The 22709-nt window shown below is 37.3% G+C and carries 21 protein-coding genes and 1 pseudogene; 19 read left to right on the top strand and 3 right to left on the bottom strand.

Features of this window, described 5'->3' with window-relative positions:
* Positions 1-142 precede the first annotated feature (142 nt).
* The 5 genes from rlmB (at position 143) to rpsI (ending at position 3281) form a co-directional block, all read left to right on the top strand.
* Positions 143-871, top strand: coding sequence for a 23S rRNA (guanosine(2251)-2'-O)-methyltransferase RlmB (gene rlmB, locus PCY71_RS07555; RefSeq protein ID WP_002914047.1), 729 nt, complete (start codon positions 143-145; stop codon positions 869-871).
* Positions 868-1389: an NYN domain-containing protein gene (locus PCY71_RS07550; RefSeq protein ID WP_002902298.1), complete on the top strand. Its 522-nt coding sequence runs from the start codon at positions 868-870 to the stop codon at positions 1387-1389. Before rlmB ends, PCY71_RS07550 begins: the two co-directional genes overlap by 4 nt.
* The gene (locus PCY71_RS07545; RefSeq protein ID WP_048773999.1) at positions 1379-2242 is read left to right on the top strand and encodes a DegV family protein; all 864 of its coding nucleotides are present in this window, start codon (positions 1379-1381) and stop codon (positions 2240-2242) included. Before PCY71_RS07550 ends, PCY71_RS07545 begins: the two co-directional genes overlap by 11 nt.
* A 180-nt stretch (positions 2243-2422) precedes the next feature.
* Positions 2423-2869, top strand: coding sequence for a 50S ribosomal protein L13 (gene rplM / locus PCY71_RS07540; RefSeq protein WP_002893769.1), 447 nt, complete (start codon positions 2423-2425; stop codon positions 2867-2869).
* Between the two features lie 19 nt (positions 2870-2888).
* Positions 2889-3281 carry a 30S ribosomal protein S9 gene (gene rpsI, locus PCY71_RS07535; RefSeq protein WP_002902303.1) on the top strand — a complete coding sequence of 131 codons (393 nt, stop codon included), beginning with the start codon at positions 2889-2891 and terminating at the stop codon, positions 3279-3281.
* A gap of 109 nt (positions 3282-3390) precedes the next feature.
* On the opposite strand, the pseudogene PCY71_RS07530 reads toward rpsI, so the two are convergent.
* Positions 3391-4053, bottom strand: a pseudogene (locus PCY71_RS07530) (tyrosine-type recombinase/integrase); the annotation flags it as partial.
* Positions 4054-4481: 428 nt separating this feature from the next.
* On the opposite strand from PCY71_RS07530, the gene PCY71_RS07525 reads away from it, so the two are divergent.
* Genes PCY71_RS07525 through PCY71_RS07505 form a run of 5 tightly spaced genes read left to right on the top strand, consistent with a single transcriptional unit; the run spans position 4482 to position 14322 of the window.
* On the top strand, positions 4482-7751 hold the full coding sequence (locus tag PCY71_RS07525) for a helicase-related protein (RefSeq protein ID WP_048774001.1): 3270 nt from the start codon (positions 4482-4484) through the stop codon (positions 7749-7751).
* Positions 7735-8409, top strand: a complete 675-nt coding sequence (locus PCY71_RS07520; protein ID WP_048774003.1) for a DUF4391 domain-containing protein — start codon at positions 7735-7737, stop codon at positions 8407-8409. Before PCY71_RS07525 ends, PCY71_RS07520 begins: the two co-directional genes overlap by 17 nt.
* Positions 8410-8465: 56 nt before the next feature.
* Positions 8466-10406 carry a site-specific DNA-methyltransferase gene (locus tag PCY71_RS07515; RefSeq protein ID WP_048774005.1) on the top strand — a complete coding sequence of 647 codons (1941 nt, stop codon included), beginning with the start codon at positions 8466-8468 and terminating at the stop codon, positions 10404-10406.
* Between the two features lies 1 nt (position 10407).
* Positions 10408-11238, top strand: a complete 831-nt coding sequence (locus PCY71_RS07510; RefSeq protein ID WP_048774007.1) for a hypothetical protein — start codon at positions 10408-10410, stop codon at positions 11236-11238.
* A 9-nt stretch (positions 11239-11247) separates the two neighbouring features.
* Positions 11248-14322 (top strand): type III restriction-modification system endonuclease, encoded by a 3075-nt coding sequence (locus PCY71_RS07505; RefSeq protein WP_048774140.1) that lies wholly within the window; start codon positions 11248-11250, stop codon positions 14320-14322.
* 320 nt (positions 14323-14642) lie between these two features.
* Here the strand turns inward: PCY71_RS07505 and PCY71_RS07500 are convergent, their stop codons facing one another.
* Together PCY71_RS07500 and PCY71_RS07495 are read right to left on the bottom strand one after the other, a co-directional pair.
* Positions 14643-14861, bottom strand: coding sequence for a hypothetical protein (locus tag PCY71_RS07500; protein WP_048774009.1), 219 nt, complete (start codon positions 14859-14861; stop codon positions 14643-14645).
* Between the two features lie 237 nt (positions 14862-15098).
* A complete protein-coding gene (locus PCY71_RS07495; protein ID WP_158002082.1) occupies positions 15099-15248 on the bottom strand; it encodes a hypothetical protein in 150 nt (49 codons plus the stop codon).
* A gap of 603 nt (positions 15249-15851) precedes the next feature.
* Between PCY71_RS07495 and PCY71_RS07490 the strand changes: the two genes are divergently transcribed.
* The 9 genes from PCY71_RS07490 (at position 15852) to cadX (ending at position 22672) form a co-directional block, all read left to right on the top strand.
* Positions 15852-16154 (top strand): TMEM175 family protein, encoded by a 303-nt coding sequence (locus PCY71_RS07490; protein ID WP_006151097.1) that lies wholly within the window; start codon positions 15852-15854, stop codon positions 16152-16154.
* Entirely contained in the window at positions 16079-16438 is a 360-nt protein-coding gene (locus tag PCY71_RS07485; protein ID WP_000397555.1) for a hypothetical protein, read from the top strand. Before PCY71_RS07490 ends, PCY71_RS07485 begins: the two co-directional genes overlap by 76 nt.
* Entirely contained in the window at positions 16435-16758 is a 324-nt protein-coding gene (locus tag PCY71_RS07480; RefSeq protein WP_048774011.1) for a potassium channel family protein, read from the top strand. The genes PCY71_RS07485 and PCY71_RS07480 overlap by 4 nt, the downstream gene beginning before the upstream one ends.
* Positions 16755-17804 (top strand): DUF389 domain-containing protein, encoded by a 1050-nt coding sequence (locus PCY71_RS07475; protein ID WP_000126416.1) that lies wholly within the window; start codon positions 16755-16757, stop codon positions 17802-17804. The genes PCY71_RS07480 and PCY71_RS07475 overlap by 4 nt, the downstream gene beginning before the upstream one ends.
* 477 nt (positions 17805-18281) lie before the next feature.
* The gene (locus tag PCY71_RS07470) at positions 18282-18884 is read left to right on the top strand and encodes a transposase (protein WP_255260894.1); all 603 of its coding nucleotides are present in this window, start codon (positions 18282-18284) and stop codon (positions 18882-18884) included.
* Positions 18885-19064: 180 nt separating this feature from the next.
* A complete protein-coding gene (locus PCY71_RS07465; RefSeq protein ID WP_002893755.1) occupies positions 19065-19343 on the top strand; it encodes a DUF6110 family protein in 279 nt (92 codons plus the stop codon).
* Position 19344: 1 nt separating this feature from the next.
* Positions 19345-21408, top strand: coding sequence for a heavy metal translocating P-type ATPase (locus PCY71_RS07460; protein ID WP_009660066.1), 2064 nt, complete (start codon positions 19345-19347; stop codon positions 21406-21408).
* A 299-nt stretch (positions 21409-21707) separates the two neighbouring features.
* Positions 21708-22322, top strand: coding sequence for a CadD family cadmium resistance transporter (locus PCY71_RS07455; RefSeq protein ID WP_002911684.1), 615 nt, complete (start codon positions 21708-21710; stop codon positions 22320-22322).
* Positions 22323-22333: 11 nt separating this feature from the next.
* Complete coding sequence (gene cadX / locus PCY71_RS07450; protein ID WP_000711078.1) at positions 22334-22672, top strand: Cd(II)/Zn(II)-sensing metalloregulatory transcriptional regulator CadX; 339 nt, start codon at positions 22334-22336, stop codon at positions 22670-22672.
* Positions 22673-22709: the final 37 nt, after the last annotated feature.

Genomic DNA, 22709 nt, shown 5'->3' with positions numbered 1-22709 from the left:
TTCCTTTTTTAGATTTCTTTCTATTATAGCACGACTGGCGGGGAATCTTGGGGGCTGCTGATTGCTTTTTATCAGAGCAGAATTCTGTCTCGCCCGAGTAAATCCTGCCGCCATTTTTTCGCCTTTGTGTTATACTAGTCCTATGGAAAAAAACGATATTGTCTACGGTGTACATGCGGTGACAGAGGCTCTCGCAGCCAACACTGGAAATAAACTCTACATTCAAGACGACCTGCGTGGTAAAAAGGTCGACAAAATCAAAGATTTAGCAGCGGAAAAGAAGGTTTCTATCTCATGGACGCCTAAGAAAACCTTACAGGAAATGACTGATGGGGCAGTTCACCAAGGGTTTGTCCTGCGGGTGGCGGAGTTCGCCTATACTGACTTCGAGGTGCTGTTGAAAAAAGCAGAGCAGGAAGACAATCCGCTCCTATTGATTTTGGACGGGCTGACTGACCCTCACAATCTGGGCTCTATCTTGCGGACGGCTGACGCGACCAATGTAGCGGGAGTCATCATTCCCAAGCACCGAGCAGTCGGTGTGACACCAGTCGTAGCCAAGACTTCAACGGGTGCCATTGAGCATATTCCCATTGCCCGTGTGACCAATCTCAGCCAGACTCTGGACAAGCTCAAGGAAGCTGGTTTTTGGATTTTCGGTACGGATATGCAGGGGACGCCTTCTCATAAGTGGAATACGGCAGGCAAGCTGGCCCTCATCATCGGCAACGAAGGTAAGGGGATTTCAAGCAATATTAAAAAGCAGGTGGACGAGATGATTTCCATTCCTATGAATGGCCATGTCCAGAGCCTTAATGCTAGTGTCGCAGCGGCTATTCTCATGTATGAAGTCTTTCGCAATCGCCTATGAAAAGAAAAATCTTACTGGTGGACGGCTACAATATGACGGCCTTTTGGCGGGAAACTCGTCCTTACTTTAACCGCGGAGAGCTAGATGCAGCGCGAACGATTCTGCTCCAGAAACTCAGCAATTATGCCAGCTTTGAAGGACTGGAAGTTATCTGTGTCTTTGATGCCCAGTATATGCCGGGAGTTCGGCAGACCTATGAGGAGTTTAATGTGACGGTCGTTTTCACCGAGGAGGAGGAAACGGCGGATGACTATATCGAGCGCTTGGCAGCTGAGCTCAATACACCCAAAAATCAGGTGTCAGTTGCGACTAGCGATCTCAATGAGCAGTGGACTGTCTTCGCCCAAGGAGCTTTGAGAGTTTCCGCTAGAGAGCTAGAGAAGCGAGTGGCTGTTACCAAATCAGACCTCAATAAACTGAGCGGACAAATCAACCTGCAAAGACCGCCCTTGCGACCGATGGACAGCCAATCTTTGCGCGATTTACAAAAAATGATGGAGAAAAAAGATGACCTTTAAAATTTTAACCGATTCAACAGCAGACTTGCCAGAAAACTGGACCCAGGAAAATGACGTGCAGGTCCTAGGCCTGACCATTCAGCTAGATGGACAAACCTATGAGACAGTTGGTGCAGGCAAGCTGACCAGCCAAGAACTTCTGGACAAGATGGAGTCCGGAAGCAAGCCAACTACCAGCCAGATCAATGTCGGCCAGTTTGAAGATGTCTTTCGTAGCTATGCTAAGGAAGGGACACCAGTTCTCTATGTAGCCTTTGCTTCAGCCCTATCGGGTACTTATCAGAGCGCAGTCATGGCACGGGAGATAGTCTTGGAAGATTTTCCAGGTGCACTGATTCGCATCATTGATACCAAGGCGGCTTCTATGGGGGAAGGACTTTTAGTCATGAAAGCGGCAGAAGCTAGAGCGGCAGGCCAGACCTTGGAGCAGACAGCAGACTTGATTGAGAGTTTGGTGCCTAAGGTCAAGACATATTTTCTGGTTGATGACCTCAATCACCTCATGCGGGGCGGTCGGATTTCCAAAACTGCTGCGCTTATGGGGAGCTTGGTCAATATCAAGCCGATTATCGCTGTCAAGGGAGATGGAACTCTGGACTCTGTCGCTAAAGTTCGCGGCAAGAAGAAGGCGCAGGCCGAAGTGGTCCGCATGACTCTGGAGGGAGTTGCTGACCCGCGGGTGGTCATCGCCTATGCAGGTGCCAAAGAGATTGCTGAGAGTTTAAAAGCCCAGCTGCTGGAAAGCGACCAAGTAGAGGAAGTTCTCCTTATGCCTCTGGGACCTGTCATTTCTACCCATACTGGTCCTGGAACTTTGGGACTCTTTAGTATCGCCCAAGACATTCAAGACTAAGAAAACATGAAATCGCTATTTCATAAATAATTGCTTCAAATCTATTGCTTTTGCCTACTATTTTTGATATGATAGTAGGCGGTATTGTTTACCCCATTTGTAAGGCCCCGGAACCTTTCAAATAACTCGCGGACCGGAACATCCGCCCTGTAAACAAAAACGATATTCATAGGAGAAATCATGAACAAAACAACATACATGGCTAAGCCAGGTGAAGTTGAACGCAAATGGTATGTAGTGGACGCTACTGATGTCCCTCTTGGACGCCTTTCTGCTGTTGTAGCAAGCGTACTTCGCGGAAAAAACAAACCAACCTTTACACCACACACTGATACAGGTGACTTCGTAATCGTTATCAACGCTGAAAAAGTAAAATTGACTGGTAAAAAAGCAACTGATAAGATTTACTACACTCACTCAATGTACCCAGGTGGATTGAAACAAATCTCAGCAGGTGAGCTTCGCTCTAAAAACGCTGTTCGTTTGATCGAAAAATCTGTTAAAGGTATGCTTCCGCACAATACTCTTGGCCGCGCTCAAGGTATGAAGCTGAAAGTATTTGTAGGCGCTGAGCACACTCACGCTGCACAACAACCAGAAGTTCTTGATATTTCAGGACTTATCTAAGGAAAGGAACAAATAAGCTATGTCACAAGCACAATATGCAGGTACTGGACGTCGTAAAAACGCTGTTGCACGCGTTCGCCTTGTTCCAGGAACTGGTAAAATCACTGTAAACAAAAAAGATGTTGAAGAGTACATCCCACACGCTGACCTTCGCTTGGTTATCAACCAACCATTCGCAGTTACTTCAACTGTTGGTCAATACGACGTTTTCGTAAACGTTGATGGTGGTGGCTACGCTGGTCAATCAGGCGCTATCCGTCACGGTATCGCTCGTGCCCTTCTTCAAGTAGACCCAGACTTCCGCGATTCATTGAAACGCGCAGGACTTCTTACACGTGATGCCCGTATGGTAGAACGTAAGAAACCAGGTCTTAAGAAAGCTCGTAAAGCTAGCCAGTTCTCAAAACGTTAATCAATACGATTATATCAACGTTTACAGACATTCAAGAATTTTCTCTTGGATGTCTTTTTTGTTTCAAAAAATCAAAGTTCACCTCAAAATTCACCCCATATTCACCCCATCAATTTTTTAAACTACGAAAAGCAATATCACCTACAGTCTGATTGACTTTATCTTTGGTATTAGTGTAAATTTTTGTAATCTCCTTGTCACTATGAGTAAGAGCTTCTAAAATGGCCTCAAGAGAAACACCTGCTTGTTTAGCAAGAGTGGTACCAGTATGTCTTAGTTTGTGTGGTGAAGCTGGTGCTAATTCGGGATGTCTTCGTCTAACTGACTTCATTCTATAGTTCAGATAGTCTGTATGGAGAAGAAGATTAATATTATTAGTCCGGTCATTATATGTAAACACAAATTGTTTCTGTGTTTGTCGTAGTCCAAAAAGTTTGAGTTCTTCTTGTTGTTTAACTTTCCAATTTGCTAGAAGCTCCATTAGTTCGGTCGGTGCTTTAAAGAAAGTTTTTTTGTTTCCCTTAGTTGATTTCACATTACCAAAACGGTCTAAAGCTTGTTCTATAAGTATTTCTCCAGTTGAAAAGTTGATGTGTTTCCATTGCAAAGCATAACTTTCTGATTTTCGATCAGATAAGAAGAATGTTGTATAAAAGAGAGTGTAGTCTTTTAGGTCAATGAGTCCTTCTTCTAAATCAGTGTCAAAAGCTTGTAACCATAATTTTAGCTCCTCTTTATCGAGAGAAAGATCTTCTTCACGTTTACTCTCTTTCTTTGAAGAACCAGATTCAAAACAAAATTAGTAGAGAAGGTTTTATTTCTAATCAAAAAAACCTGAGTTATTCAATCAATAGAATTTGCATTTTTTTAAAGAAAATATAGAAAATTTGGTTGGTTTATAACAAAGGAGAATCAATTGCTTATGCTTGGGATAGTACAAAGTTATCAGAACTGGAAGCAAAGAAAAAAGCAGAACTACAACTATTATTAATGTGAGTTGATAAAAGAATTTATAAATGACATGGGTCAATCTCGAAAAACTATATGATTATAAAATAGTTTTGAAGAAAAGATGGACAATTAAATTTTTAGGGAAGGTATTTAGAAAATATTTGATAAAATAAGCAGGTTTATTAATTTAAGCAGACGGTATTATCTTCGTATGATATAATTAAGTTGTTGAGATAATATTAGGAGATTATGATGGAGATTGATAATCGGAGTATTCGTCTAGGAGATGAATTAAAGAAAGAAATAAAACCCGGAAGCAAGGTAAAGATTGCTGCTGCAACGTTTTCGATGTTTGCCTTTCAACAGTTAAAGGAAGAACTTGAAACGATCGAGGAGTTGAAATTTATCTTTACAAATCCAACCTTTGTGACTGATGAGACGAGAGTTGGATATCGTGAATATACGATCCCCAAAAAAGAGCGAGAACAGTCTATTTTTGGAGGACGTTATGAGCTGAAGTTAATGAATGAATTAACCCAAAAAACAATTGCTAGAGAATGTGCTGAATGGATTAGGAAAAAGGCTTGTTTTAAATCTATCAACATTGAAACCGATGAGATACCAAATGGTATGCGGATAGAAACGGATGATGATACTGTCGCTGTGGATCGACTCAAAAACTTTGATCGAAAGGAATTGGGCTATGATTCTTCTTTGTTCAAAACGACACGGAATATCTACCATGCTCCATTGAGTTTATCCTATCTAGATGAATTTGATAGTCTCTGGCAAAATGATGAGTATTTTCGGGATGTGACAGAAGAGTTCTTGGAAACTCTCAATTTAGCTCATAAAGAACATTCCCCTGAATTTCTATACTATGTCATGCTCTATAATCTTTTTAGCGAGTTTCTTGAGGATATCAATGATGACTATACCCCAAATGAACAGGTGGGCTATAAAAATACCAAGTTGTGGAATCTTCTTTACGATTTCCAACAAGATGCAGTAAAATCAATCATTTCAAAACTTGAAAAGTATAACGGCTGTATCTTAGCAGATTCGGTAGGATTAGGAAAAACCTTTACAGCTTTAGCTGTCATGACCTACTATGCCTATCGTGGGAAACGAATTTTAGTTTTGTGTCCGAAAAAGTTAGAAAACAACTGGAACATGTACCGACATGATTATGTCAACAACCCTATTTATGACCGTCATCTCATTTACGATGTTTTATATCATACCGATTTAAGTCGAGATAAAGGAACTTCGAATGGTATAGATCTTGCCTTAAATAAATGGGAAAATTATGACTTAGTGGTTATTGATGAGTCTCATAATTTCCGTAATGGTGGATCCAGCGAAAGTGATCAAGCGGAGGGACGTGAAAATCGTTACAGCCGATTAATGAATCGAATTATCAAATCGGGTGTTCCTACTAAGGTACTGATGTTATCAGCTACTCCAGTTAATAATCGCTTTAATGATCTGAAAAATCAGATCGCTTTAGCCTATGAAGGGGATGTAGAGCAGATAGATGGAAAATTAGATACACAGTCGTCCATTAATGATATTTTTCGGAATGCTCAGTTGGCCTATAACAAATGGGCAGACTTACCAGCTGAAGAGCGAACGACAGATAAACTATTATCGACCTTAGACTTTGATTTCTTTAAAATGCTGGATAGTGTGACGATTGCTCGTAGTCGTAAACACATCCGAGAATTTTATGATCGAAAAGCGATTGGAGATTTTCCAGAACGTCTGAAACCAAGAAACTTTGAACCTGATTTGACAGTGTCGGATCTAGATGTGACCTATAAAAAGTTATACCAGTTGTTAGATCAGTTACAGTTAACAATTTACCAACCTTCACTTTATATCTATCCCTCAAAGCGTGAGAAATACGAAATAACATTAGCAGGGAATAAAGCCAACCTTACTCAACTGGGTCGTGAGTCGGGGATGAAAAAGCTGATGATGATCAATCTGCTTAAACGCTTAGAAAGTTCTGTTGCAGCTTTTCGTTATACCTTGATCGATGTCGTTAAATCGTATGTAGATGAGACTTTAAAAGCTATTTCAACATATGAGCAAACTGGTTTAGATGCTTTATCTGGAGTGTCTGTCTTAAATGAAGATGATTTCGATATAGAAGATAGCAACTTGGACGTCTTTATCGGGAAGAAGAATAGAATTGCTTTGAAAGATATGGACTATCGCAGTTGGAAATTAGAGTTAGAGAAAGATCAAGCAATTTTGCTGGAATTAGAAGAACTGATCGATCAAATCACTCCTACAGAAGATAAAAAATTGCAAACACTCTATCGGTTGATCGATGAAAAAATGACTCATCCAATCAATGAAGGCAATAAAAAACTCATTATCTTTTCTGCCTTTGCGACAACCACTAATTATCTCTATAAACATATTAGCCAGTATGTACTAGATAAATACGGACTTCATACGGCACAAATTTCTGGTACAAAAGGATTTGAAACAACGCTAAAAACGAACCATCGAGACCTCAATTCCCTTTTAACTTATTTTTCACCACTATCAAAAGATAGGAATCTCCTATTTCCGGATGATCAAAGAGAGATTGATGTCTTGATTGCAACAGATGTCATCTCTGAAGGACAAAACCTGCAGGATGCAGATATGATGGTCAATTATGATATCCATTGGAATCCTGTTCGGATCATTCAACGCTTTGGACGTGTGGATCGGATTGGGAGTGAGAATAAGTTTATCCAGCTTGTAAATTTTTGGCCAAATATCGAGTTAGATGAATACATCGATCTTAAATCTCGTGTTGAATCACGTATGAAAATATCTGTCCTCACTTCTACTGCAGATGATAACGTTCTTTCTAGTGAAGAGATAGAAGATAATAACTATCGTAAGAAACAACTAGAGCGTCTTAGAAATGAAGTTGTCGACTTAGAAGAGATGAGTGAAGGAATTTCTATTATGGATCTAGGATTGGAAGACTATCGAATGGATCTTCTGAAGTATCTCGAAAACCATCCTGAATTGGAAAAAGTACCAAAAGGACTACAAGCCATCTTGTCAGTTGAGAATAAGGAAGCAGAAGGAGCAATCTTTGTTTTAAAAAATAAAGACGAACTTAGAGGTAAGAATCAGAAGAATCAACTTCATCCATATTATATTCTCTATGTAAATAGTGCAGGTGATTTAGTAGTTTCTCCGGAAGAGAGCAAAAAGATTTTAGATCTATTGGGAAGTCTATGTCGTGGCAAGACGCAACCATTGCAATCTCTAGTGAATCAGTATAACCGTCAAACAAAAGACGGGAAAGAGATGTCTGGATATTCCAAGCTACTACAACAGGCCATTGAGCAACTGATGGAACAAGATCAACTCTCTACTATGGATGCACTCTTCAATTTCGGAACGGTTAATTTGATGAATACCAGCATCGAAGGGATGGATGATTTTGAACTGATTTGTTTCTTTGCCCTGCTAAAAGGAGATAGTTATGATACAGTTTCCTAATTATACTTGTTTGCCAACTCCTCATGTGCTCTACAGACCTCACAAAAAGGGCAATAGTGATTTTTTTGATAACCTAGCTCTGACCAAACAGGAAAAGCAAGAATTACGTGATCAGATTCAACTCATTCAGATCACCCACCAGATAGATCCTCAAACGACGAATGTTCCTGAGGGAAATACCGTTAAGCAGATCATGGTTTTAGAAATTCACCTCAATCAGCAAGAGTTCACAACCAGTTTGCTAGAAAAACTAGATGAACGACTTGGTCTTTATACATTCTTTGTTCTTAAACTTCCTTTTGGAAAGGATGAACTCTTGATTCATTACAAGGAAGCACTGGCACAAGAAAAAGATGGAAGATATTTCAAAATTGTCCGCCGTTTTTGTACACAAGAGGATTGTCATATCCAATTTGAAGGCAATGATTTAGATCAAGTCTATGAAATGTTGATTAAGGAAACAGGGAAAGACCAACTTCAAGGTAAGTTGGATGGTAACTTGAAAGAGTCGGTTGAGCTGACGGAACAACTAGAAAAACTGGAGAAGCAAGCTCAACGTCTTAAGAAACAAATGTATACAGAAAAATCGATGAGAAAGCAGATGGAAGTAAAGAAAGACTACCAGGCAGTTCTTAAACAGATTCAAAAATTAAAATAGGGATTACTTGTATACTATAGACAAGTATACAGAAACCATTATAAGAAAGGTTGCATATGACTACAGAACAATACAAAGGCGAACATACCGGCCTCGATCTTTTAAAAGTAGGCTCCAAAGATGTTTTCACAGATAATATTTCAAAAATTGGCCAACTCTTTCCAGAAGTCTTAACAGAAAAAAGAGATAAACACGGAAGACTTCGCCCTGCAATTGACTTTGAGAAACTGAAACAGTTTTTATCAGAGGAAATTGTGGATGGTAGAGAGTCCTATGAGTTTACCTGGGTTGGAAAACGCGAAGCAATCGCAGAAGCTGGACGACCAACAACTAAAACCTTGAGGCCAAACCTTGATGAAAGTATTGACTTTGATAAGAGTGAAAATATCTTCATCACTGGGGATAATTTAGAAGTCTTGAAAATCTTACAAGAATCCTATCTCGGAAAAATCGATATGATCTATATCGATCCACCTTATAATACAGGGAAAGACTTTGTATACTCTGATAAGTTCCAAAAAACAGACGAAGAGTTGAAAGAAGAGATGGAGCTCTTGGATGAAGAAGGACACCAGGTAGTTGGGCTTACAAAAAACGAAAAGACTTCGGCTAGATACCACTCAGACTGGCTCAATATGATGTATCCCCGCCTCCGCCTAGCGCGTAATCTCCTCAAAGATTCAGGTGTTATCTTTATCTCTATCGATGATAATGAACAGTCCAATCTTAAAGCTATTTGTGATGAGATATTTGGTGAGGAGAATTTTGTAGCAAATCTAGTTTGGCTTAATAAAGAAGGGGGAGGAAGCTCAGATAGTAAGTTATTTAGACTTAAACATGAGTATATTCTTTGTTATTCTAAGTCAATAGATTTACTTGAAATCAATGGAGTAGAAATTACTAATATTGATAGGTATGTATTATCTGATGAAATTCGAGGTAAGTATTATCTGCAAAAACTGGGAATGGGTTCTATCCAATATTCTGAATCGTTAGACTATCCAATAGAGTGTCCTGATGGAACTTTTGTTACTCCTTCTCAAAATAATTCGGGACAAAAAGCTTGTTGGAGATGGAGTAAGGAAAAGTTAAAATGGGGCATTGATAATGAGTATCTTATCTTTAAAAAAGACAAGAATGGAATTTGGACAGTTTATACAAAACAATATTTAAATTATGATAATAATGGCGCAAGGATTGATAGAACTCAACGTCCGATGGGAGTTGTTGAAAATTTTTCAAGTACACAAGGGGCAAAACAAACACAAATTCTTCTTGGAAAAGGTTATTTCAATTATCCTAAAGATTCTAATTTAATTAAGTATTTAGTTGATCGCTTAACCGTAAATTCTCCTCTAATTCTAGATTTCTTCGGTGGTTCTGGAACCACAGCAGATGCAGTCATGCAACTGAATGCGGAAGATGGTGGAAATCGTAAGTTTATCTTGTGTACGTTGGATGAAGCAGTTGCTGAAAAATCTGCTGCCAAAGAAGCAGGTTATGAAACCATTGACCAAATTTCACGTGAGCGGATTCGCCGTGCTGCTGCCAAGATTCAGGAGGAGCATCCTGAGTTGGTTGGTAAGCAAGATTTTGGATTTAAAGCCTATAAGTTAGATTCTTCTAATTTCAAGGATGTTTCAGATCGCCCAGATCAATTTATTCAAGGAGAACTTTTTGATAGTGTATCCAATGTCAAAGAAGGGCGTACTGGACTTGATTTGCTCTTCCAAATTATGTTGACATGGGGGATGGAACTGTCACTAGCCATTGATTCGACGAAAGTGGCAGGAGTAGAAGTTTTTGATGTGGATCAGGGTTCACTCATGGCTTGTTTTGAAGATGAAATATCAGAAAAAGTTATCCGTCATATCGCTCAAGCACAACCACTTCGTGCCGTTTTCCGTGATAGCTCATTTGCCAATTCGGCAGATAAAATTAATGTAGGTGAAATCTTTAAAGAATTATCACCTAATACAAAAGTGAAGGTAGTGTAGGGTGGATAAACAAGAAATCAGTCAACTCAGTAAAGATACTTTAGTTGAAACGTTTTTAGATGTTATGATTGATGCGGGAAAAGACTGGATTAAGGAGCAAGGACTTTCTGCAATTACAGAAACTACATTTTCTTTAGGACTTTCTTCTATTCCGATTTTAGGTAATGCTATTTCAACTTTTAAATTAACTAGATCAATAAAAAACCTTGAACTACTGGTGGCTGAACTTCAAGATGATTATGATGCTATTAAACGGAATCTCAACGTTATGAGTGTTGAGGTTAAGAGAGATATAGATTCAGTATTTACCTATATGCTTGAAAAGACTGTTGAGGAAAAACAAGAGGAAAAGATAAAATTTTTTGCAAGTAGTTTTGTGAGACTGTCAGAATTTCAGAGCATAGATGTTGATATTAGTTATATTTATTATGATACTCTTTCTACTCTTACTGTACTAGATTTGAAAGTGCTTTTTGAAATGCAACGTGGATTTTCTTATTATTATTTAAACCCAGAAGAGACACCGAGTATAGATACTTCTCCTGAACAATTGAGAGCTGTTAAGTCTAATTTAGAAAGAATGGGATTAATTGAGAACCAATTTATATTGGACGTTGGGAAAGATATCGAAAAAATAAATGTAGCTATTTCTGAATACCGTGATGCAATTATTGAGGTTCAAGATCGATTAGAAAAACCTAAAACTAGAATTCATCCGATAAAATCTAGAACAAAATCAAAAGTACCAAAACTCAAAGCTAAAAATAAGTTAGTATTATCTAATTTTGGAAAATCAATGATAGATTTCTTTGGGAAGGTTTCAGAAAGGTAAATGTACAAAATGAAGCTACAATTTAAAGAACAACAATTTCAATTGGATGCGGTTAGTGCTATTGCAGATATATTTCAAGGGCAAGCCAAACAAGCTGGAATTAGGTATATGGCTGATCCAGGTCGTCAAAAGTCAGATGAAGTGGACTTGATTCTAGATGCTTATCGAAATGCTCCTATTCAATTAGATCGGGAAACTATTCGGCGGAATGTCCATGCCGTGCAGAATCGTTTTGAATTACGACCCTCTGAAAGTTTGTCGGTTGATATGGTTACAGGGCGTCCGGCCTATAATTTTTCTATAGAGATGGAGACAGGAACGGGGAAAACCTACACCTACATCCGTACCATTATGGAGTTAAATAAACGCTATGGCTGGCTGAAGTTTGTCATTGTTGTTCCGAGTGTTGCTATACGTGAAGGAGTCCTTAAGTCTTTAGAAATCATGAAAACTCATTTTCAGGAGGAATATGGAAAACAGCCTAGATATTTTGTTTATGATTCTTCCCGTCTAGGAGATTTAGATAGTTTTGCTAACTCGTCGGACCTTCAGATCATGGTCATTAACTCCCAGGCCTTTAATGCAAAAGGGAAAGATGCTAGACGGATCCATTCTGAGCAGGAAAGTTTTCGTTGGCGTCGTCCAATTGACGTATTAGCTGCTATGAACCCAATTATGATTATAGATGAGCCCCAATCTGTTGAAGGTAAGCAGACCAAAGAACGACTAAAAGACTTTAAGCCTCTCTTTACCCTTCGTTACTCAGCTACTCATAAAGAAAAGTATGATATGGTTTATCGATTGGATGCTATGGATGCCTATAACCAAAAATTGGTTAAGAAGATTGAGGTGAAGGCTATCGAGCAAACCGGAACGACTGGGACGCAGGGTTATCTCTATTTACAGGAAATTATTCCCCAAAAAACAGGAGCTCCTAAGGCTAAGATTGAGTTCGAGGTAAGAACTCAGTCGAGCGTGAAACGTAAGACAAGAATAGTTGAAGCTCCTTTTGACTTATATGCTGAATCAGGTAATCTGTCCTCCTATCAAGGCATGACGTTGAGTCAATTTAATGCAAGAGACAATAAAATCCAGGTCGGTGCGGTGCAGGAATTATATGTTGGAGAGGTCATGGGTGAAGTGGATGAGTCTAGCATTCGAAGAATTCAAATTCGTGAGACCATTAAGAGCCACCTAGAGAAGGAAAGTAGACTATATAGTCGTGGAATCAAAGTACTTTCTCTATTTTTCATTGACGAGGTTGCAAAATATAAGCAATACGATTCTCAAAATAATCCTCACAACGGAGAGTATGCTCAAATCTTTGAAGATGAGTATGAAAGTCAAGTTAGACAGTTCTTACTGACTCAAGAACCCTCTTCTTATTATCGTTATTTGGAATCTCATCTTGGTGGCAATGCAGTTCATGCGGGTTACTTTTCAGTTGATAAAGTGAAAAAGTCAGATAAGACGGTATTTGTGGATTACAAATCTACTAGTGATAAGAAAAGCAATTCATCCAATGATACAGATGCCTATGATTTGATCATGAAAGATAAGGAACGTTTATTGAGTTTCGAGGAACCAGTACGCTTTCTATTCTCGCATTCAGCCTTAAAAGAAGGGTGGGATAATCCCAATGTCTTTCAAATCTGTACTCTCAAGCAATCTTCAGCAGAGACTCGGAAACGACAAGAAATTGGCCGTGGAATGCGTTTGGCCGTGGACCAAAAGGGTGTGCGTCAAGACCTGGAAGTTTTAAAGAGTGAAGTTCATGAGATCAATAAATTAACTATCATTGCAAATGAAAGCTATGATCAATTTGCGCGTGGATTACAAGCAGAGCTGAAAGAGCTTTTAGTTGATCGTCCTGTAAAAGTCGATGTTGCCTTATTTGAAAATAAAGTAATCGAAAACGAAGCAGGAGAAAAGATCAGGATTACTAAAGAACAGGCAGAGTCCATTCAGTATGATTTGATCAGTCAGGGTTATATTGATAAGAAAGGTCAACTTACTGAAAAATATTTTACTGCCAAGGAAAATAATCAGTTGAACTTATCAGATACTCTTCCAGGATATGAGAAACAAGTCGTTGAAATACTAGAAAGTATTTACCAACCTGGAAAATATGAGATCGAAAATGCAAATAATACAACAGTGCAGTTCTCTAAGGAAGTAAATAAAGAAAATATCGCCCGAAAAGAGTTCTTATCACTTTGGAATCAGATTAATCGTAAAACAGCTTATCAAGTTACTTTTGATGATACTGAGCTAATAGAGCAGTCTGTTGCTTATATTAATGAGAAGCTAGTGGTTAGTCAACCAGTGTACAATATTACCCAAGCCAGTGCAGTTCAAATGACAAAAGAAGGTTTGGAACTAGATGTGGGAGAAAATGCTCGTTCTCAGGAATATGTCGAAAATAGTCAAATTACAACTCAGTATGATTTGTTAGGAGAAGTAGCAGATCATACGGGTCTAACCCGTAAGGTAGTAGCAGAAATTCTGAGTAAGATTCAAGTTGATAAGTTTGAAAAGTTCAAACAAAACCCAGAAGAATTTATTTTAAAAGTATCGAAGTTGATTAATGAGCAAAAAGCAACTCAAATAATCAAGCATATTCAATACAATATTTTGGAAGATGAATACGGTATGGATCTATTCTATGACAATGCAGAAACTGCGAAACTTTCAGATGAGCATTTGCTAGAGTCGAAAAAAGGTATCTATAATTTTGTAAAGGTTGACTCGAATACCGAACGTAAGTTTAAAGAATCCTTAGAACAGTATGAAGACGTTCGTGTGTACGTGAAACTACCTGGGAAGTTTAGCATTCGTACACCTCTTGGAAATTACAATCCAGACTGGGCAATAGCCTTTCGTGAAGGAAGTGTGAAACATATCTACTTCGTGGCAGAAACGAAAGGCTCCATGTCTAGCCTTCAGCTTAAACAAGCTGAAAAAGCAAAGATTGAGTGTGCAAAAGCGCATTTTAGAGCACTTGCTGAAGCTGGTTTGATTAGCGACCAATATATTTATGGGGTTGTTTCTAGCTATGAGGAGTTGTTGAATATAGTAAGATAGTGAGAGGATAATCAATAAGTGTACATATTCTTACTATAGAAAAAAATATATATTTATGATTTTTTAACAGGGGTGCAATAATCTTTTTATCTTTCTTTTGTTGTTATAAAACGTTTCACGTATGTTCGCAAGTTTCTTTTTTATCATTAGAATAACGAATAGAAAAATTTTTACAAAGAGAGTTTAGAGAAGATGGATATCCTTGGTGTGATATTTTATAAAGCTTAGAAGTTAGTAGAATTGACCGATTTGTTGATTTTTCCAATATTCTTCTTCAACTTCTTTAATGTCAAAATCTTTTGATTTTTCATTGTAAACCACTAAGAAATACGGTATTTTGCTAACTCAATAAAGTCATTTTCTAGAGCATCTTTGACAATAAAAGTTAATTTATCTAGGTCTGTTTCTTTTTCTATATAGAATTTATTAGGGAAAAATAGCAGTAGATTTTTTGGGGTTTCTATTGTGTTTAATACGCTGAGAATATCATCTTCTTTACTTAGGGATTTTCTATGTTGTTTTTCTCGTAATTGTAGCATACTATCTAGAGTTAATGATCTAAAAATTTTATGAATTTGGGTACCTTGATAATCTTTATTTGGTTCCCTTGAAATTCCATATGCTGTTATTCCTTCGGATAGTATTGTTATACTTGGACTAGTTAATCGTAATGCTCGAAGTAGAGTTGTCGAGTCAAGTAACTTGAAATCAAAATACTATATAATGGTGTAAGTGCATCTGGTTCAGAATTGCTTTCATCTAGAGGTTTCTTGTATTCAAGGTGTTTTAATTTTTCTAGAAAGAAATGAGATTGATTGAGATACTCCAATAAAAAACTCATAATTAGATTTATTTTCATTGGTAACAAAGTTATTCAATAAAACTGTTGTGGGCATTAAACTATCCTGTAATTGTTCATCTATCATAGTAGGCCTCCGTTGTCTTCTATTATATACTATAATTCAAAGAATACTATGAGTAATTTATAGTCTCAAAATAAATATTTAAAGTAATCACCCCTATTTTAATTAAACTCATTTAATTTTTAAAAATATAAAAAGCAGTTAAATCCTGCCAAATGTTGATATAAAAGCATTTTGAAACTTATTAAAGCAGTACCTTGTCAAACCAGGCTTGAAAAAAGCTCGTAAAGCATCACAATTTAGTAAACGTTAAAACTTATTTAAACTTATTGAAAGCATTTCGTATCAAAAATACGGGATGCTTTTTCTGTTCACCCCAAATTTTTGTAACTAGGTGATACTTGAAATTAATACAAATTTGGTTGTTTTTGATAAATCTAAGCAACACTACATGATGAAGTGAAAGGGGATGAATCTTTGATAGTATTCACTTATTGTGAAATATGATATATTTATTAATTAGATGGATGAATACTTCTAGAGTTAAATATAGTATAATAGGGACATACTTTTTGGTTTATTTTTGTTTGTAGTCGGATTATGAAAGAATATCCAATATTATGCGATAAGATAGAATGTTACAAAAAAGAAAGGGGATGCAATCCGATGAAGAAAGACAGATTAATTGTATTGACAGATGCTGTTCTAGCAATTATTATGACCATCTTGGTTTTAGAGTTAGAAAAACCAACAACACCAAGTCTTGAAGCTTTTTGGGATTTACGGCAAAATTTCTTTGCTTGTTTTCTTTCCTTTTTCTGGTTGGGATCGTTATGGATGGCACTAAACACATTATGGGAAAAGGTTGAGAAAATTTCCTCAGAAATTATTTGGTGGAATTTGTTTCTACTCTTGGAGCGGCAGGAGTTCTCTTTGGAGAATTTCATGCCATCCAAGATACCAGTCTGAATGATGTGGTGGACCGGATCTATATAAATGTCAAGGATTTACCGTTTCAGTCCTTGGGAGCTTTAGCTAATATCCTGTCTGATATTAAGAAGGGACTGATTCAAGACAGTCATATCTGGTCTTTCTTCCAGTCATTTTTCAAACAATATCAGTTGATAATCAGCTTAAATCAGATCTATCAGTTTGTCTATCTTTCTCTGATGGAGATCATGTCCTATCTTCACTTTGATTATTGGAAAAAAACGGCTCGGTCAGGAGCTAGTATGAATAAGGAGAACAAATGAAACGTTTAAAAATGTTATGGCATATTATGCAGGTTACGGGTTTTACTCGGTTTGCTCTGAGTTTTGTGACCTTTGTTTTTGGGTCAGGAGGCGTGCTTTTCCTAGTTGAACCTGCTATCACAAATTACGGAGACGGTCTTTGGTATGCTTTTGTGACTTCGACGACTGTCGGCTACGGGGATCTCATAGCTGTGACCTTGATTGGAAGGATTACCAGTGTCTTCTTGACGATTTATGGGCTCATATTTTTTGGCTGTTTATCAGCTGTTATTTTTAATTATTATACCAATTTAAATAAGGAAAGAGGAGAGGACAAATGACTGCCAATTATTCAACACGGGAATACCGTGAGAAATTATACGATGACCTTCATGTTCGATTGAGAGATACAGCGATTTTGATGTGTGCAATTTTTATTGCCTCTATCGGACTAAATATGAATTCAACAGCTGTCATTATAGGAGCCATGTTGATTTCACCTCTCATGACACCGATTGTTGGACTGGGATTCGGTTTAGCTATTTTTGATACGCGTTTAATCAAGCAATCTCTAGAGGTTTTATTGACTCAAGTGTTGGTCAGTTTGCTTGTCTCGACTCTGTATTTCTGGATTTCTCCCTTGTCTTATGCAAGTAGCGAGTTGATTGCACGAACCTCTCCAACCATTTGGGATGTCCTCATTGCTATTGCTGGTGGGATTGCTGGTGTGATCGGTTCAAGGAAAAAAGAAGCAAACAATATCGTGCCAGGAGTAGCCATTGCTACAGCTCTGATGCCGCCTATCTGTACTGCTGGCTATGGTTTAGCTAATGGGAATGTACGATTTTTATTGGGGGCTCTCTATCTTTTCTTGATCAACTGTGTCTTTATCATGCTAGCCAACATTGTTGGAACAAGAATTTTGATGAGAAAATCTCCTTTAACTTCATTTAAAGAGCTGAGCATTAAAATGAGAATTGGCTTGATATCTTTGATTGTATTGTTGATTCTTCCAGCTAGCTATTCGGCAGTTACTCTGACAATAGAACAAGCGCGCAAAGAAGGGATCAAACAGTTTGTAGGAAAAGAGTTCGCCAATTATACGGTTATTAATCAAGTCTACAAGTCAAGTAACAATGAATTGGTCTTGACGGTTGTTGGAGATCCGATTTCAGAAGAAGAATTAGAAACACTCCACCAAAAACAAGCCTCTTACGGTATTCAATCTGTTCAATTGAAAGTGAATCAAGTTCAGAACTCGCCAACATTAGATAGTGAAGCGACCAAGGAATTTTATGAAAACATTGACAAGTATATTGATCAAAAACTCTCTGAAAAAGATTCACAAAACGATCTCGTAAAAGAAAATGAAGCAGACAAGGATTGAGGACAATGAACTGAATCGGTTTTTACGCCGTGTTTTTCTTGTATCTTCCTCTTTCTTACTTATAGCAGGTTGTTTTTGCTTGAATAAGAAATAAATTAGAAGTTCTATCATCTAAGAAAAATGATGAACAAAAAATCATTTAACTAATGGTGTGAACGTTTAGTGTTTATCAGCTCCATTCTCTGTAATTTTGGGGGTAAAATCCACACCATTCGGATAAAATTAGTTGAATTTGATTGGAAAAAAGCTTTTATAAAAGCGGAGAAAAGTCTTGATATTACGCTGTTTTTAGTCCAACTGAAATTCATACTTTCCAAACCAGGCTTGAAAAAGGCCCGTAAAGCATCACAATTTAGTAAACGTTAATTCGTTACTGGACAGCAGAATACAAACGAAAACACTTTGCATCTTGCAAGGTGTTTTTTTCTATGAGAACTGGCGGTGCGCAATTAGGATAGCTCTAGCGACTTTAGTCGCATAGAGATATGCTATGCACAGTTGCCTCAAGAAAACAATGCTTCTTGGTCCACCCTGTTAGACAAGCTTCAAAACCAAGGAATCCAACAGATTTCTCTTGTAGTTACAGATGGCTTTAAGGGGCTTGAGCAGATTATCAGTCAGGCTCACCCATTAGCTAAACAACAATGTTGCTTAATTCATATTAGTCGAAATCTAGCTAGTAAAGTGAAACGAGCAGATAGAGCGGTTATTCTGGGGCAATTTATAATGATTTATCGTGCTGAAAATTTAGAAATGGCAGGACAAGCTTTAGAGGACTTTCTCGCCGAATGGAAACCAAAGTATAGGAAAGTCATGGAAAGTCTGGAGAAGACGGATAATCTTTTAACTTTTTATCAGTTTCCCTACCAGATTTGGCACAGCATGTATTCGACAAACCTCATTGAGTCTCTTAACAAAGAAATCAAACATCAAACGAAAAAGAAGGTTCTTTTTCCTAATGAGGAGGCTCTGGAACGTTACTTAGTTACGTTGTTTGAAGATTATAATTTCAAGCAAAGTCAACGAATCCATAAAGGGTTTGGTCAATGTTCTGATACACTTGAAAGCTTATTTAATTAACACTCCGTAACTCTACTTAAGTGTTTACACATAATTATTGACAGTATCAAAAAATAAAGTATATTGTTTTCATCATAATATAATTAAATATCAGTATAGAGAATTTTATCTATATATCAGATATCAGCAATTGCTTTTGCTGTCATTTTTCGCTACAATAGTTACAAGGAGGAAATAAACATGTTAAAAGAAGTATTAAACGTCGCAAAAGTTGCGAAAAAATCATCTCTCTTCTTAGGAGGGGTAGCATTTGGGACGCTTGGCTTGAAAGTCTTAGCAAGTAAAGAAGCTAAGAAAGGCTATTCTAAGGCCTTGGCTAAAGCTTACAAATTGAAAGATGGACTGGATGCATCTGTTTCTGTTGTAAAACAACACGGTGATGATGTTTTACAAGACGCTAAATATTTATACGAACAGGAAAAGAAAGAAGAACAATTAGATAGCCTGACAGGTGAATAATATGTCTTTTAAAGTGCTACACAGAGGATATCAACATATCCGATTATCGTCCTCGTTTTCACTGACCTTGGATATTCAAGATTATCTTCGTTCCTTGGCTAAAGATGAAAAAGGGATCGACTCTATTCAGTTTTATATGGATCAGCAGCACTTTACTCTACGTATGAAAGAAGGCTTCTCTGTATTAGAAAATGCAGAGGCCTTTTTAAAAAAAATTGACAAGGGGAAAGTTTCGGACTTGATGACTCTTCCCATTCGTAGAGAAGAGAGTGCTTATTCAATTGTATCGGGTGCAGCGATTAAGCGTTTGCTGTTTCGAAGTTTTGTACCCTACCCTATTCGTTATATTTGGACTTGTTATCAGGCTTTGGGTTATGTCAAAGAAGCCTATCAAACTTTAGCGCGCAAGGAACTAACCATGGAGGTCTTGGACTGTTCGGCCATTTTGTTGTCCTTGTTTATGAACCAATCCAAGACAGCTAGCAACATCATGTTTATGCTTGATTTGGGTAATCATCTGGATCAGTGGTCTTTAAAAAAAACAGCAACAGATTTGGAACAAAGCCTTCTTGCTAAAGAAAGTGATGTTTTCTTAGTGCGGGGAGACATGGTCATCAGCATCAAGAGTTCTGATGTTCAAGTAGGTGATGTATTAGTTGTCTCCCAAGGGAATGAAATCTTGTTTGACGGCCAAGTGGTTTCAGGATTAGGCATGGTCAATGAGAGTTCCTTGACTGGAGAGAGCTTCCCTGTTGAAAAGAAAGAGGGAGATTCTGTATGTGCGAATACTGTTTTGGAAACAGGAGAGTTAAGAATTCGTGTGACTGATAATCAGATAAACAGTCGTATTTTGCAACTCATCAATCTGATGAAAAAATCTGAAGAGAGTAAGAAGACAAAACAACGTCATTTTATTAGGATGGCAGACAAGGTTGTAAAATATAACTTCTTAGGTGCTGGTTTGACTTATCTGTTAACAGGTTCGTTTTCAAAAGCCATTTCCTTTTTATTGGTGGATTTTTCATGTGCTCTAAAAATATCCACACCTGTAGCCTACCTTACGGCCATAAAGGAAGGTCTAAATCGAGAAATGGTTATTAAAGATGGTGATGTATTAGAAAAATATCTGGAAGTGGATACTTTCTTGTTTGATAAAACGGGTACCATCACGACGAGTTATCCTTTGGTTGAAAAGGTTCTTCCTTTCGGAGATTATACTGAGAAAGATATTTTAAGAATAAGTGCATGTTTGGAGGAACATATCTATCATCCTATTGCCAATGCAATTGTTAAACAAGCTGAAATTGAAGGCATTGAACACGAAGAAATGCATGGCAAGCTTCAGTATGTTGCAAGCAAAGGGATTAAATCGCAAATTGATGGTCAATCGGTTGTCATTGGAAATTATGTACTAATGCAAGACGAACAGGTAAGAATTAGTTCTGAGCAGCTGGCCTTGATTGAGCAATATAAGACTCATTACAATTTATTGTTTTTGGCTTATAAGAAAGAATTAATTGGGATGTTTTGTATCCACACTCCCTTGAGAAGCGAGGCGAAAGTTGCATTGAAAAAGCTAAAGCGCCAAGGGAAAAAACTGATTCTGGCAACTGGTGATACGTTGGCTAGAACAGAAGAGTTGGTTAAAGATCTGCCATTTGACAACGTTTATACTGATTTAAAACCAGATGGTAAGTTTCAGTTGGTTCAGGAATTACAGAAAGCTGGCCGAACTATTTTGATGGTTGGAGACGGGTTAAACGACTCTGCTGCCTTGACGCTTGCAGATATTGGGGTTGTGATGAATGAAAGTGCTGATATTTCTAAGCAGATGAGTGATATTTTATTATTAGATAATCGTTTAGATTTCTTCGAGGAATTGAATTCTTTATCTGAATCGTTGCAGAAATTAATTCAAAGAAATATTCAAGAAACAGTTGTAATAAATGGAAGTTTAATTGGATTTGGGTTGTTAAATTGGTTAAGCCCATCTAATCTTTCGATATTGCACAATCTGACTACTTTAAGAATCGTCCTTCGTAGTCTTTCTATTAAAACTAGGTAAGAGACCGAGAAGCTGAGGTTATAAAAACTAAAAGGAGTTGTCTCATTTGAGAATAACGGCTCTTTGTCAACTGTAGTGGGTTGATGGAAAATTATACCCTGGAGAGGACCAAATTGGTTCTCTCCTTTTAAATATTGAAAAAACCATTGGCAGTGGACATACTTTAAGACTATATATTTCTGAAACTAGTTTCACAATACAAATATTGACATGCAATTATTAATTGGTGGATTTGAAGTTGACATCTACAAAGGTTAATGTTAGAATACATTCAAAAATATATTTGAATGAGGTGTTTTATGATTCAAAATATTGTTACTTCAATAATCCTGTATTCTGGGACAGCCGTAGACTTACTTATTATCCTAATGTTATTTTTTGCCAAAAGAAAAAGCAGAAAGGACATCATTAACATCTATTTAGGACAATTTCTAGGCTCTGTTAGTCTAATATTCCTAAGTTTGCTTTTTGCATTTGTCTTAAATTATATTCCTAGTAAAGAGATTTTAGGTTTACTCGGTTTGATTCCAATTTTCCTAGGCCTCAAAGTTTTGCTTTTAGGAGATTCTGATGGAGAAGCTATTGCAAAAGATGGTTTGCGAAAAGACAATAAAAACCTGATTTTTCTAGTCGCTATGATTACTTTTGCAAGTTGTGGCGCTGATAATATTGGTGTCTTTGTCCCATATTTTACCACCTTAAATTTAGCGAATTTGATAGTGACTTTACTTACTTTTCTAGTCATGATTTATCTCTTGGTTTTTTCTGCCCAAAAATTAGCACAAGTCCCTTCTGTTGGAGAAACTTTGGAAAAATATAGTAGATGGTTTATTGCCGTTGTCTATTTAGGATTGGGGATGTATATCCTGATTGAAAACAACAGCTTTGACATGCTATGGGCTGTGTTAGGCTAGGAGAAAAAATTATGAAAAAAGATAGTATCTGTCAAGTGGATGTTATAAATCAACAAAATGTTACAACCGCAACGAACTACCTTGAAAAGGAAAAAGTCCAAAAATCACTTCGCATTTTATCAAAATTTACCGATAATAAACAGATAAATATCATCTTTTATCTCCTTGCCGTCGAAGAACTCTGTGTCTGCGATATAGCCTGTTTATTAAATCTCAGTATGGCATCTGCCTCCCACCATCTTCGTAAACTAGCCAATCAAAACATCTTGGACACTAGAAGAGAGGGGAAAATTATATATTATTTTATAAAGGATGAGGAAATCAGAGATTTTTTTAATCAACTAGGATAACAACTATTTTTACTACTTTTCCATGATTATAGGGAGA

This window comes from Streptococcus sp. SN3, from assembly GCF_030439905.1.
The sequence above is the reverse complement of the archived record's forward strand: the minus strand, read 5'-3'. Positions and strand labels throughout refer to the sequence as shown.

Excerpts from the sequence above, each read along its gene's own strand:
- PCY71_RS07545 (WP_048773999.1), top strand. The coding sequence starts at position 1,379 with ATGACCTTTAAAATTTTAACCGATTCAACAGCAGACTTGCCAGAAAAC.
- PCY71_RS07505 (WP_048774140.1), top strand. The coding sequence starts at position 11,248 with ATGAAGCTACAATTTAAAGAACAACAATTTCAATTGGATGCGGTTAGT.
- PCY71_RS07550 (WP_002902298.1), top strand. The coding sequence starts at position 868 with ATGAAAAGAAAAATCTTACTGGTGGACGGCTACAATATGACGGCCTTT.
- PCY71_RS07490 (WP_006151097.1), top strand. The coding sequence starts at position 15,852 with ATGAAGAAAGACAGATTAATTGTATTGACAGATGCTGTTCTAGCAATT.
- rpsI (WP_002902303.1), top strand. The coding sequence starts at position 2,889 with ATGTCACAAGCACAATATGCAGGTACTGGACGTCGTAAAAACGCTGTT.
- PCY71_RS07475 (WP_000126416.1), top strand. The coding sequence starts at position 16,755 with ATGACTGCCAATTATTCAACACGGGAATACCGTGAGAAATTATACGAT.
- rplM (WP_002893769.1), top strand. The coding sequence starts at position 2,423 with ATGAACAAAACAACATACATGGCTAAGCCAGGTGAAGTTGAACGCAAA.
- rlmB (WP_002914047.1), top strand. The coding sequence starts at position 143 with ATGGAAAAAAACGATATTGTCTACGGTGTACATGCGGTGACAGAGGCT.
- PCY71_RS07455 (WP_002911684.1), top strand. The coding sequence starts at position 21,708 with ATGATTCAAAATATTGTTACTTCAATAATCCTGTATTCTGGGACAGCC.
- cadX (WP_000711078.1), top strand. The coding sequence starts at position 22,334 with ATGAAAAAAGATAGTATCTGTCAAGTGGATGTTATAAATCAACAAAAT.
- PCY71_RS07520 (WP_048774003.1), top strand. The coding sequence starts at position 7,735 with ATGATACAGTTTCCTAATTATACTTGTTTGCCAACTCCTCATGTGCTC.
- PCY71_RS07525 (WP_048774001.1), top strand. The coding sequence starts at position 4,482 with ATGATGGAGATTGATAATCGGAGTATTCGTCTAGGAGATGAATTAAAG.
- PCY71_RS07515 (WP_048774005.1), top strand. The coding sequence starts at position 8,466 with ATGACTACAGAACAATACAAAGGCGAACATACCGGCCTCGATCTTTTA.
- PCY71_RS07465 (WP_002893755.1), top strand. The coding sequence starts at position 19,065 with ATGTTAAAAGAAGTATTAAACGTCGCAAAAGTTGCGAAAAAATCATCT.
- PCY71_RS07495 (WP_158002082.1), bottom strand. The coding sequence starts at position 15,248 with ATGATAGATGAACAATTACAGGATAGTTTAATGCCCACAACAGTTTTA.
- PCY71_RS07480 (WP_048774011.1), top strand. The coding sequence starts at position 16,435 with ATGAAACGTTTAAAAATGTTATGGCATATTATGCAGGTTACGGGTTTT.
- PCY71_RS07500 (WP_048774009.1), bottom strand. The coding sequence starts at position 14,861 with ATGCTACAATTACGAGAAAAACAACATAGAAAATCCCTAAGTAAAGAA.
- PCY71_RS07460 (WP_009660066.1), top strand. The coding sequence starts at position 19,345 with ATGTCTTTTAAAGTGCTACACAGAGGATATCAACATATCCGATTATCG.